We start from the raw sequence: 11,690 nt of genomic DNA, 5'->3' as shown, positions 1-11,690 counted from the left end.
GATCGAGGCTATCGCCGTTCGGACACCCCGGGGTCGGAGTGGGAAACTGGGCACATGGACTCCGCAGACATCGAGGTCCGACCGCTTGACGCGATCGACGACGTGTTCATGGCATCGAACGTGCTGTCGGAAGTCTGGGGAGGCGACCGCTCCGGGATGCCACCCAACCTGCTGCGTGCGCTCGCCCACTCGGGCAACTACGCCGTCGGCCTCTGGAGCGGCGAGCGCATGGTGGGCGCATCCGTCGCGTTCTTCGCCGAACCGTCCGCGCGTTCGATGCACAGCCACATCACGGGCGTCCTTCCGGGGATGCAGAGCAAGGGCCTCGGGCGGATGCTGAAGCAGCACCAGCGCGAGTGGGCCCTCGCCCGCGGCGTCGGCCACATCACGTGGACGTTCGACCCGCTCATCGCGCACAACGCCCACTTCAACCTGCGCGTCCTCGGCGCGCGTGCGACCGAGTATCTCGTCGATCACTACGGCGCAATGGACGACGGGGTCAACCGCGGCGACGAGACCGACCGCATCATGGTGTCGTGGGCGCTCGCCGCTCCGGCCGCACCGACTCCCGCGCCCGACCGCGTCGTGACGTCCGTCGAGATCCCCGCAGACATCGCCGCTCTCCGGGCGACCGCGCCCGAGGATGCCGCGGCATGGCGCCGCCGCGTGCGCGACGCGGTGCTCGCGGGGCTCGCCGACGGCCTCGTGATCGGCGGCTTCGACGACGAGCGCGGCTACCTCCTCGTCCGCCCGTAGCCGCGCGACATCTCTCCGCACGCGGTCGGAGGTCCGGCCCATCATCGGAGGATTCCTGCCGATCCAGCCCGACATTCCCGCCAATCTCCGACGGAGGGCGTCGGGGTCGCGGGCGTCCTCGTACGCTGACGGGCATGCCCGACCCCTCGCCCCGCCCGGCGACCCGCATCGTCGACCTCAGCCACCCCATCCGCGCCGGCCTCGTCACCTACCCGGGTCTCCCCGCGCCGTCGATCACGCCCCACTTGACGCGCGCGGCCTCTCGTGGGGCGTACGCGCCGGGAACCGAGTTCGCGATGGACGTCATCACGATGATCGGCAATACCGGCACGTACCTCGACAGCCCCTACCACCGCTACGCCGACGGCCCCGATCTCGCGGGGCTCGACCTCGGGACGCTCGTCGGGCTGCGGGCCGAGGTCTTCCACCTCGCGGATGTGTCGGACGCCGGGGCCCGTGGCATCCGTGCCGAGGCGTTCGAGAATCGCGACGTCCGTGGTGCTGCCGTGCTCCTCCACACGGGGTGGGATCGCCTGTTCGGCACTCCCGAGTACGGCACGGATGCTCCGTTCTTGACGCGCGAGGGAGCTGAGTGGCTCATCGAGGCCGGGGCGCAGCTCGTCGGCATCGACTCGGTCAACATCGACGACACGCAGTCGGGTGGGGAGCGCCCTGCGCACTCGCTCCTCCTCGCGGCGGGAGTCCACGTCGTCGAGCACCTGACGCGCCTCGGGGATGTCCCGGCACAGGGAGCCCGCTTCACGGCGGCGCCGCCGGCGGTCGAAGGGTTCGGCACGTTCCCCGTGCGGGCATACGCCGAGCTCCCCGCGTGACGATCACCCCGCACGACGACTACCGTGGTGCCGTGATCGGAGCTGACTGGATCCCGCACCGTCGCGACGACCGTGAGCTGCTCGGATGGATCCGACCCGAGGGTGACGACTGGGTCGCGGTCGACCTCCTCGGGCGCGAAGCGAGCGCTCCGATGGACTGGCTCGACGCCGAAGAGGTCCTCGAAGCGGGCGGACTGGCGTGGCTCTCGGACGTGTGGATGCTCGACAGAACGGATGCCGCGCCACTCCGTGTCCGCATCGCCGAGGTCATTCCTCCCGACGGCGCGGAAACCGCGGGTCGTATCGTCGTGCACACGGACGACTTCGGTGCGATCGACGTCCCCGTGACTCGCATCCACCTGCCCTGGCCCGCGCCGGCCGCCCTGCGCCCTCACCGCTGATCGGGGAGTGCCGCAAGCGCGTATCGAGATCCGACCTTCCATCACGGAGTGGTCTCGATACGCCGTGCGTGCTGTGGTCCCTCCTTCGGGCGTGTGCCGCTATCGCGGGGCGCGGTCTGTCGGCGTGGGGCGGGCTTTCCGCGCCCCGAGCGACGGATGGCGCCCCAAGCGACGGGTCGCGCCCCAAGCGGCGGATGGTGTACCGAGCGACGGATCGCGCCCCAATCCGTGGTTCGCGGAGCCACGACCGTTGCCGGGCGATCCGGCAGTGCCGGTGCGTTCCCCTCCCGCGCTATCGCGGGGCGCGGTGTGGCGGCGTGGGGCGGGCTTTCCGCGCCCCGAGCGACGGATGGCGCCCCATGCGACGGGTCGCGCCCCGAGCGACGGATCGCGCCTCAATCCGTGGTTCGCGGAGCCACGACCGTTGCCGGGCGATCCGGCAGTGCCGGTGCGTTCCCCTCCCGCGCTCTCGCGGGGCGCGGTGTGGCGGCGTGGGGCGGGTTTTCCGCGCCCCGAGCGACGGATCGCGCCCCAAGCGACGGGTCGCGCCCCAATCCGACGACCGCGACGACCGCGCCGACGTATCAGGCGCGAGCCTCCGCGCTCCCTTCCTGCGAAAGCACGGGAGGAGAGCGCGATGCGCGAAGTTATCGAGGAACTGCTGCACGGGCTCGCCGCGGCGAGAGCGCACGCGCACGCACCGAAGGCGGAGCGTCTGCCGCGCAGCCTGCGCCCGCACGCCGCACGAGCGACGTTCCAGCCCGCCGATCCCCGCACCGCGCGCCGCGTCATCGTCTGAACCCGGCGCGACGGTCCTGCGGGCGCTCTCGGTCGCGGCGTAGCCTGAGGGGCATGCCGATCGCCTCTCCCGCCGCACCGGTCACCCTCGAGGGGTTCGAGTTCCGCGTTCTGCACGTGCCGCTCGTCGCCCCGTTCACGACGTCGTTCGGCACGGAGTCGGTGCGCGAGGTCATCGTCGTCCGTGCGCTGACATCCGATGGCGGCGGGTGGGGCGAAATCGTCACGCAGGCCGATCCGCTGTACTCGAGCGAGTACACGCAGGGCGCGTGGGACGTCGCGCTGCGCTTCTTCGGCCCCGCCCTCCTCGACCGCGGCTCGGTCGCGCCCGAAGAGGTCGCCACGATCCTCGAACCCTTCAAAGGGCATCGGATGGCGAAGGCGGGTCTCGAGCTCGCGGTCCTCGACGCCGCGCTCCGCGCCCAGGGGCGACCGCTCGGGGAGTACCTCGGCGCTGTCCGCGACCGCGTGCCCTCGGGCGTCTCCGTCGGCATCCAGCGCGACCCCGCGGCCCTCGTCGAGAACGTGGGCGGCTACCTCGACGAGGGCTACGTCCGCATCAAGATCAAGATCAAACCCGGGCGCGACGTCGGCGACACCGCCGCCGTGCGTGACGCATTCGGCGCGATCCCCCTCCAGGTCGACGCGAACTCCGCGTACACCCTCGCCGATGTCGACACCCTCGCCGAGCTCGATCGCTTCGATCTGCTCCTCATCGAGCAGCCCCTCCAGGAGGACGACCTCGTCGACCACGCGACGCTCGCGACGCGGCTGACGACGCCCGTGTGCCTCGACGAGTCGATCACGTCGGCCAAGGCCGCGACCGACGCGCTCGCGCTCGGCGCGGCATCCGTCATCAACATCAAGGCAGGACGCGTCGGCGGCTACCTTGAGGCCCTCGCGATCCACGACCTGTGCCGCGACGCGGGCATTCCCGTCTGGTGCGGCGGAATGCTCGAGACGGGCATCGGCCGCGCGGCGAACGCGGCGCTCGCGGCACTTCCCGGCTTCACCCTCCCGGGAGACGTCTCGGCGTCCGATCGCTTCTATCTCCGTGACATCGTCACCGAGCCGGCGGTTCTGGAGGACGGTCACGTCCGCGTGCCCACCGGACCCGGCCTGGGCGTCGACATCGACCCCGTCGCCCTCGAAGACTTCACCGTCGCTCGCGACGTGATCCGCCGGTAGTCCCGATGCCGTCGCCCCCGCGCCGCGTCCTCCGAGCGAGGACGAGCCGCGTCGTGCGCACCGCTGCGATCCTCCTCACGGCGGCGGCGCTCGCGGGGTGCACGGTGGCCCCGGCAGGCCAGGGCGCTGCGGCGACACCCGCGGCACTCCCCGACGGGATCGACGTCGGGCTCATCCAGCTGCGCTCCGACGTCGCCGCGGGTGAAGCCCAAGTGCGGATCGTCAACGGGTCGACGGAATCCGTCGAGATCGGCGCGGTCGAGATCGTCGACGCCAGGTTCGCGGATGCCGCGACCCGCACCGACCTCGACCGCACGACGACCGTCCGTCCCGGCGCGACGGTCGACATCCGCGTCGTGCTCCCCCGCATGGCGTGCGATTCGATCGACGGTGCCCCGACGGCGCGGCTCGAACTCGCGGCATCCGGCGACATCGTCGAGGCTCCCGTCGACGATCTACTCGATGTCATCGCGCCGCTCCACGACCGCGAGTGCCGGGCCGAGCGCCTCGCGGATGCCGCGCATGTCGATGTCCGCTCGTTCCGCCCGTCGCCTCCCGGTCAGCCCGCAGAGCTCGACCTGGCCATCGCACCGACGGGGCGCGCCACGGCGACCGTGGTGGCGATTCAGCCCACGAACCTCCTCATGTTCGAGGGCACGGATGCCGCGGGAGACGCGCTGGCGCTCGGACTGCGTGTCGACGAGGGCTCCATGGGATCGGTCGTCACGGCACTTCCGATCGTGCCCGCCCGCTGCGATCCCCACGTCGTGCAGGAGGACAAGCGCGGCACGGTCTTCACCGTCGAAGTGGAGCTCGACGGGGAGCCCGGCGAGGTCGAGGTCGCGGCATCGCCCGAGATGCGCGCCCGCATCCTGTCGTGGGTGACCGAGTGGTGCGCGTGACCCGCGCCCCGTGAGGCGACGACCGGCAGCCCCGCACGGCTAGAATCGACGGATGCCGTGGGCCGCGGCATCCGGAGGGGAATCCTGCCGGAACCGGGCCCCGACCTCCCCCGCGTATCGCGCCCTCCCGACCATTGGAGCCACCGTGGCCGAGCAGTCTCGCCTCGACAAAGTCATCGCCCTCGCCCGCCACCGCGGGTTCGTCTTCCAGGCCGGTGAGATCTACGGCGGATCCCGTTCCGCGTGGGACTACGGCCCCCTCGGTACGGAGCTCAAGGAGAACATCCGCCGCCAGTGGTGGCAGACGTTCGTGCGCGGCCGCGGCGACATGGTCGGACTCGACTCGTCGATCATCCTCCCCAAGCGCGTGTGGGAGGCCTCGGGTCACGTCGCGACGTTCACCGACCCGCTCGTCGAGTGCCTGCACTGCCACAAGCGCTTCCGCGCCGACAACCTCATCGAAGACTTCGAAGCCCGCAAGGGGCGTCCCGCCGAGAACGGCCTCGCCGACGTCCCGTGCCCGAACTGCGGCACGAAGGGCCAGTACACCGAGCCCAAGGCCTTCTCAGGCCTCGTGAAGACATACCTCGGCGTCGTCGACGACGAGAGCGGCCTGTACTTCCTGCGCCCCGAGACGGCACAGGGCATCTTCATCAACTTCGGCAACGTCCTCACCGCGAGCCGCAAGAAGCCGCCGTTCGGTGTCGGCCAGGTCGGCAAGGCATTCCGCAACGAGATCACGCCCGGCAACTTCATCTTCCGCACGCGCGAGTTCGAGCAGATGGAGATCGAGTTCTTCTCGCCGCCCGCCGAGGCCGGCGAGTGGTTCGACCACTGGGTCGAGGCGTGCTGGAACTGGTTCATCGAGCTGGGCGTCGACCCCGCGAACCTGCGTCGCTTCGACGTTCCCGAGGAGGACCGCGCGCACTATTCGGCCGGCACGATCGATGTCGAGTACCGGTTCGGTTTCGCCGGCAAGGAGTGGGGCGAGCTCATGGGCGTCGCCAACCGCACCGACTACGACCTCAAGAGCCACAGCGACGCATCGGGGCAGAGCCTCAGCTTCTTCGACCAGGCCTCGGGTGAGCGCTACATCCCGTACGTCATCGAGCCGTCGTTCGGACTCACGCGCGCCATGATGGCCTTCCTCGTCGACGCCTATCACGAGGAGGAGGCGCCGAACGCGAAGGGCGGCACCGACACCCGCACGGTGCTCAAGCTCGACCCGCGCCTCGCTCCCGTCAAGGTCGCCGTGCTTCCGCTCTCGCGGAACGAACGTCTCTCCCCCCTCGCGCGCGGACTCGCCGACGAGCTCCGCTCGCACGGCTGGAACATCGACTTCGACGACGCCGGTGCGATCGGTCGACGCTACCGTCGCCAGGACGAGATCGGCACCCCGTTCTGCGTCACGGTCGACTTCGATTCGCTCGACGACGACGCCGTGACGGTGCGCGATCGCGACACGATGTCGCAGGAGCGCGTTCCGCTCGCCGAGCTCACCGCGTTCTTCGCGGAGCGTCTCAAGGGGGCGTGAGCGTCCTGATCAGGCCTTGGCCTGCTTCTTCATCTCCTGCTTGAAGGCGCGGACCTTCGCGAGGGATTCGGGCGAGACGATGTCGGCGACGCTGCGGAACGACCCCTCGTCTCCGTAGGATCCGGATGCCGCGCGCCATCCGTCGCCCGTGAAGCCGTACTGCTTGCCGAGGAGCGCGAGGAAGATCTTCGCCTTCTGCTCACCGAAGCCCGGGAGCGCCTTGAGCCGCTTCAGGACGGTGGGCCCGTCGGGGTCGTCGCGCGTCCAGATCGCGGCGGCGTCGCCGCCCCAGTCCTCGACGATCGCGGAGCACAGTGCCTGCACGCGCGACGCCATCGATCCCGGGTAGCGGTGGACCGCCGGTGTCGTCTTGAACGCCGCGGCGAACGCGTCGGGGTCGTAGCCGGCGAGGGTCGCGGCATCCATCGATCCGGTCCGCTCGCGGATCTTGAGCGGACCCGCGAAGGCGGTTTCCATCGCGACCTGCTGGTCGAGGAGCATGCCGATGAGGAGGGCGAGCGGATCGTGGGTGAGCAGGTCGTCCGCGGCGGGGTCTCCGGTGATGTGCAGTGCCATGCGTCCAGTTTCCCACCGGAGCCGTGCCGCGCGAGGATGGAGACGTGAGCGAACCTGAATCCGTCGAGTCCCTCGCCGAGAAGGCCCGTGAGACGCCTGTCGTCGTGGTCGGCGGCGGGATCGCGGGACTCGTCGTCGCCCTCGAATGCGCGAAGGTCGGCCTGCCCGTGACGCTCGTCGAAGCTCGTCCGGAGCTGGGGGGTACGGTCCGTTCCGCAGATCTCGGAGGGACGCGTATCGACCTGGGCGCCGACGGCTGGTCCACGGCCGGAGGGGGCGTCGGCCACCTCGTCGACGAACTCGGGCTGGGCGGTGCCGTCACGCGAGAGGACCCGCTCCCGGCGTGGCTGTCGGGGCTCCCCGGGGGTCCTGTGCCGCTCCCGGCGGAGACCGTTCTCGGCATCCCCGCCAATCCGTGGGATGCCGCGGTGCGCCGCATCATCGGATGGAGCGGCGCGTGGCGCGCGTACCTCGACCGTCTGCGACCACCCCTCACGATCGGCCAGGAGCGCAATCTCGATCGCCTCGTCCGGGGGCGTATGGGCGATCGCGTCGCCGATCGACTCGTCGCTCCCCTCACGAGGGGACGACATGGGCTCTTTCCCGCGGAGGTCGACGTCGAATACGCGGCTCCCGGACTCAGCACGGCGCTCACGCGCACGGGTTCGCTCGCGGGCGGAGTCGCGCAGGTGCGGTCGCAGCGGTCCGGCGGGTCACGCGTCGAGGCCCTCCGGGGTGGCATGGACCAGCTCGTCGAGGCGCTTCGCGCGCGAGCCGACGACCTGGGTGTGCGGTTCCTGACCTCCGCACGCGTCACGACGCTCGCTCCGCACGCGGACGCATGGACGGTGCGCGCCGCGGGGGGAGAGGAGGAAGAGCTCCTCCCGGCCACCTACGTCGTGGTCGCGACGGATGAGCCGGCTGCCCGCGAGGTGCTGACGCCGCACGTCCCGAGCCTCGAGGCGATGCCTGCGGGCGACGGCATCCTCGACGTCGTGACGCTTCTCGTCGACGACGAGAGGCTGGACGAGCATCCTCGTGGCGGGTCCGTCTACGCGATCCCCGGAACGGGAGCCGCGACAGCGGTCGTGCATTGCTCGGCCCGCTGGCCCTGGCTCGCGGAGCACCTCGGAGCGGGTCGGCATCTCCTCAAGGTCCACTTCGCGGACGGTGCGCCCGAGGCAGCCGTCGAGGCCGCCGTGGCAGCGGCATCCTCCGCCTTCGGGCTCGAGCTCGGGGACCGCGTCGTCGATGCCCGCACCGATCGATACGTGACCGCCGGTCCGCCCTCGGCTCTCGGGGGCGTCGCGCGCGGGCGTGCGGCGCGGGATGCCGTCCGCCGCGTCGGCGGGCTCGAGGTCACGGGGGCCTGGATCAGCGGCAGTGGACTCGCCAACGTCGTTCCGGATGCCGTCGACACCGCCGAGCGGATCCGCCGTCACGCGCTTTTCGGGTCGACGCCCGCACAGTGAACGCGGCGCGGGGGCCGATGTCAAGGGTGGATAACCGCAACGGCATACAGGACTACCCTGGGACCAGTCAGCAGCGCACCACTGAACGTGAGGGGACTCCATGAGGGGCAAAGCAGGACTCGTCGTCGGAATCGCCGTGGGATACGTCCTCGGCACACGCGCAGGTCGCGAGCGCTACGAGCAGATCAAAACGCAGTGGATGAAGGTCTGGAACGCCGACCCCGTTCAGAAGCAGGTCTCCAAGGCGACCGACTTCGCGAAGTCCGCCGCCATGGCGCTTCCGAGCACGCTCTGGGACTCCGCCGTCAAGGTCACGAAGGCTGTTTCGTCGAAGGACACCCCGGGCCAGAAGCTCGACGCGGCGATCAAGACGGGTGAAGACAGCGTCGCCGACATCGAGAAGGCCGCGAAGAAGTCGACGCAGGCCGCGAAGAAGTCCGCCAACGCCGTCAAGGACGCCGTCGACGAGGCTGCGACCGAGGCCGCCGACGGTCGCGGTGGGGCGTGACATGACGACTCCGCGCGGTTTCCGCGATCGCGCCGACGACAGCCTCTTCACGCTGATCGGCGAAATCCCCGAACTCATCCGCAACCTCGTCATCGCCGAGGTGAACGCCGGCAAGGCGTGGGTGGCGCGTACGGCGAAGGATGCGGGGGTCGGCGCCGGCTGGCTCGCCGCAGCCCTCTTCTTCCTCTTCTGGACGATCCCCGCGCTTCTCGCGTTCGTGATCATCGGGCTGTCGTCATGGTGGCCCGCCTGGCTCGCGTCGCTCGTCGTGGTCGTGGCTCTGCTCCTCCTCGTCGCGGTCTTCGCGCTCCTCGGCGTCATGCGCTTCAAACGGATCGGCAAGACGCAGAATCCCGTCCAGTCGATCGCCCAGGATGTCAAGGAGGTGCGCGATGAATTCTGACGCGCCCGTTCCCGTGCCCCGTACCGGAGTGCCCCTCGGAATCGACGATCCCGTCGAGAAGGCACGCGCCGAGCTGAAGGCCGCGCTGGCGGCCATCGAAGACAAGGCGAACGTGCCGCGGAGGTTCTCGCGTGCCGTCGATGAGAAGGTCGCCCAAGCGAGGGCGTTCTCGCGGCGGAACCCCGCGGCGACCGCCGTGGCCGTCGTCACGGTGGCCGTCGCCGTCGGTGGCGCCGTCTGGGGATTCGTCCGCCTTTACACGCGCTGACCTGGTCCGTCATCCCCGACGCGCCGAACGTCGGCGGCGATTCGAGGGGTATGCTCAGGGATCAGGCAGTGCAATGGAGCGGATGCTGCCGATGGCGCGAGCCCGATTCATTCGCGCATCGGCTGCTCGACGTCTGGGCGGCCGACCGAGCCACACGAGAGTCGACCCTCAATGAACACAACCCCTTCGTCCTCCCCGGACAAGCCACTCGCAGGATGGCGTGTGCTCGTCCCTCGCGGAGGCCCGTGGGGTGATGGCGTGGCAGCGACCCTGCGTCGTCAGGGTGCCACTCCCGTCATCGCCCCGCTCATCAACTTCGCCCCGACGAACGACCAGGCGACACTGGACGAGTCGCTCGCCGATCTCGCCGCGGGTCGGTTCGAATGGCTCACCGTCACGAGTGCCACGACGGTCGATGTGCTGTACGCGTACCGTGCCGTCATCCCCGCCAACACGAAGGTCGCGGCGGTGGGCGAGACGACGGCCGCTGCTCTCCTCGCCGTCGGCTATCGCGTCGATCTCGTGCCCGACGAAGACAACTCCGCAGCGGGGATGGCCGAGCAGCTCATCGGCCTCGAACCGGAGCCGCGCGACATCCTGGCCCTCCGGAGCGAGATCGCCAAGCCGGTGCTGACGCGCATGCTCACCGACGCGGGTCATCGTGTCCGCAGCGTCGTGGCCTACCGCACCGTCGGAGTGCCCGTGACGGACCGCATCGCGGGCGATGTCCGGTCGGGTCGCATCAACGCGATCCTCGTGACGAGCGGATCCGTCGCGGAACAGGTGAGGCAGCAGTTCACCGAGATCCCCGAGGCGACCGTCATCGCGGCGATCGGTCCGCGGACGGCGAAGGACGCACGACGTGCGGGCCTCCCCGTCGACGTCGTGGCCGAGACTCAGACCGTCGATGCCCTCATCGACGCCGTCGCCCGCTTCCCGCTGCCGCACGCTGCTGACGAGTTCGCGCCGCGCACGGGAGTGTTCCGCGCGATCCGTCCCGACAACGACTGATCGCCGCCGTGACAGTGACACCTCGTGTCGTCGTCCTCGCGGGCGGTGTGGGCGGTGCCCGCTTCTCGTTGGGGGTGCGCTCCGCACTCGCGTCGCGCGGTGAGGCGCCGGCCACGATCGTCGTGAACACGGGCGACGATCTCTGGCTCACCGGCATCCGTCTCCAGCCCGACGTCGACTCGATCCTCTACGCGCTCGCCGGCGTCAACGACACGCAGCGCGGATGGGGTCGCACGGGCGACTCCGAGCGCGTCCACCACGAGGTGCAGGCCTACGGGGCGGGGTGGCCCTGGTTCACCCTCGGCGACCTCGACCTCGGAACCCACCTCGCCCGTACGGGGTGGCTCCGCGAAGGCCTCACTCCGTCACAGGTCGTCGCGGGGCTGTCGCGCCGGTGGGACCTGGGGGCGACCCTCCTTCCCATGACCGACGCCGAGGTCGATACGCACGTCGTCGTCCGTGACGGTGAGCGGCTGCACTTCCAGGAGTGGTGGACGCGTCACCGTGCGACGCTCGAGCCGATCGCGTTCGAGAATCCCGGGGTGGATGCCGCGACCCCGGCACCCGGTGTCGTGGAGGCGATCCGGGGCGCCGACGTCGTGCTGATCGCCCCGTCCAATCCCGTCGTCTCGATCGGCCCGATCCTCGCCGTCCCCGGCATCCGCGAGGCGCTCCGCGCGACCGACGCGCGCGTCGTCGGGGTGTCCCCCATCATCGGCGGACGCGTCGTGCGGGGCATGGCAGACGTCTGTCTCACGGCGATCGGCGTCGACACGTCGTCGTCGGGTGTCGCCGCACACTACGGCGCACGTGCGGCGGACGGTCTCCTCGACGCGTGGCTCCTCGCCGAGGAGGACGCGGCCTCCGCCTCCGCCGTCGAGGCCCTCGGCATCCGCCCCGTCGTGGTGCCCCTGTGGATGACCGACGCCGCCGCTTCAACAGCGCTCGCCGAAGCCGCCCTCACCGCCTGACCGCGTTCGACGCGCGCCCGAAACGACACGGCGCGTCCGAGTCGATACGCCGCGTACGTTCGCGGATTA

Annotated in this window: 14 protein-coding genes; 13 read left to right on the top strand and 1 reads right to left on the bottom strand. The window is 70.5% G+C overall.

Features of this window, described 5'->3' with window-relative positions:
• Positions 1–54: 54 nt before the first annotated feature.
• From FBY39_RS03230 to FBY39_RS03205, 7 genes are all read left to right on the top strand, one after another.
• Positions 55–756, top strand: a complete 702-nt coding sequence (locus tag FBY39_RS03230) for a GNAT family N-acetyltransferase (RefSeq protein WP_141930223.1) — start codon at positions 55–57, stop codon at positions 754–756.
• 134 nt (positions 757–890) lie between these two features.
• Positions 891–1,589, top strand: coding sequence for a cyclase family protein (locus FBY39_RS03225; RefSeq protein ID WP_141930222.1), 699 nt, complete (start codon positions 891–893; stop codon positions 1,587–1,589).
• 32 nt (positions 1,590–1,621) lie between these two features.
• Entirely contained in the window at positions 1,622–1,990 is a 369-nt protein-coding gene (locus FBY39_RS03220) for a hypothetical protein (protein WP_141930221.1), read from the top strand.
• Positions 1,991–2,627: 637 nt separating this feature from the next.
• Positions 2,628–2,789 (top strand): hypothetical protein, encoded by a 162-nt coding sequence (locus FBY39_RS16345; protein ID WP_160132915.1) that lies wholly within the window; start codon positions 2,628–2,630, stop codon positions 2,787–2,789.
• Between the two features lie 53 nt (positions 2,790–2,842).
• Positions 2,843–3,976, top strand: a complete 1,134-nt coding sequence (menC, locus tag FBY39_RS03215) for an o-succinylbenzoate synthase (RefSeq protein ID WP_141930220.1) — start codon at positions 2,843–2,845, stop codon at positions 3,974–3,976.
• Between the two features lie 53 nt (positions 3,977–4,029).
• Positions 4,030–4,878, top strand: a complete 849-nt coding sequence (locus FBY39_RS03210) for a hypothetical protein (RefSeq protein WP_141930219.1) — start codon at positions 4,030–4,032, stop codon at positions 4,876–4,878.
• A gap of 145 nt (positions 4,879–5,023) precedes the next feature.
• Complete coding sequence (locus FBY39_RS03205; RefSeq protein ID WP_141930218.1) at positions 5,024–6,412, top strand: glycine--tRNA ligase; 1,389 nt, start codon at positions 5,024–5,026, stop codon at positions 6,410–6,412.
• Between the two features lie 9 nt (positions 6,413–6,421).
• Here the strand turns inward: FBY39_RS03205 and FBY39_RS03200 are convergent, their stop codons facing one another.
• Positions 6,422–6,988, bottom strand: coding sequence for an HhH-GPD-type base excision DNA repair protein (locus tag FBY39_RS03200; RefSeq protein WP_141930217.1), 567 nt, complete (start codon positions 6,986–6,988; stop codon positions 6,422–6,424).
• Between the two features lie 44 nt (positions 6,989–7,032).
• On the opposite strand from FBY39_RS03200, the gene FBY39_RS03195 reads away from it, so the two are divergent.
• From FBY39_RS03195 to cofD, 6 genes are all read left to right on the top strand, one after another.
• On the top strand, positions 7,033–8,460 hold the full coding sequence (locus FBY39_RS03195; RefSeq protein WP_141930216.1) for an NAD(P)/FAD-dependent oxidoreductase: 1,428 nt from the start codon (positions 7,033–7,035) through the stop codon (positions 8,458–8,460).
• A 100-nt stretch (positions 8,461–8,560) separates the two neighbouring features.
• The gene (locus tag FBY39_RS03190) at positions 8,561–8,968 is read left to right on the top strand and encodes a hypothetical protein (RefSeq protein ID WP_141930215.1); all 408 of its coding nucleotides are present in this window, start codon (positions 8,561–8,563) and stop codon (positions 8,966–8,968) included.
• A 1-nt stretch (position 8,969) separates the two neighbouring features.
• On the top strand, positions 8,970–9,371 hold the full coding sequence (locus tag FBY39_RS03185; RefSeq protein ID WP_141930214.1) for a phage holin family protein: 402 nt from the start codon (positions 8,970–8,972) through the stop codon (positions 9,369–9,371).
• Positions 9,361–9,639, top strand: a complete 279-nt coding sequence (locus tag FBY39_RS03180; protein ID WP_141930213.1) for a hypothetical protein — start codon at positions 9,361–9,363, stop codon at positions 9,637–9,639. Before FBY39_RS03185 ends, FBY39_RS03180 begins: the two co-directional genes overlap by 11 nt.
• A gap of 171 nt (positions 9,640–9,810) precedes the next feature.
• The gene (locus tag FBY39_RS03175; RefSeq protein ID WP_141930212.1) at positions 9,811–10,650 is read left to right on the top strand and encodes a uroporphyrinogen-III synthase; all 840 of its coding nucleotides are present in this window, start codon (positions 9,811–9,813) and stop codon (positions 10,648–10,650) included.
• Positions 10,651–10,658: 8 nt separating this feature from the next.
• Positions 10,659–11,621 carry a 2-phospho-L-lactate transferase gene (gene cofD / locus FBY39_RS03170; protein ID WP_141930211.1) on the top strand — a complete coding sequence of 321 codons (963 nt, stop codon included), beginning with the start codon at positions 10,659–10,661 and terminating at the stop codon, positions 11,619–11,621.
• Positions 11,622–11,690: the final 69 nt, after the last annotated feature.

The organism is Microbacterium sp. SLBN-146, from assembly GCF_006715145.1.
Taxonomy (GTDB): Bacteria; Actinomycetota; Actinomycetes; order Actinomycetales; family Microbacteriaceae; genus Microbacterium.
Note: the sequence above shows the minus strand (reverse complement) of the source record. Positions and strands in the feature narration are given on the sequence as shown.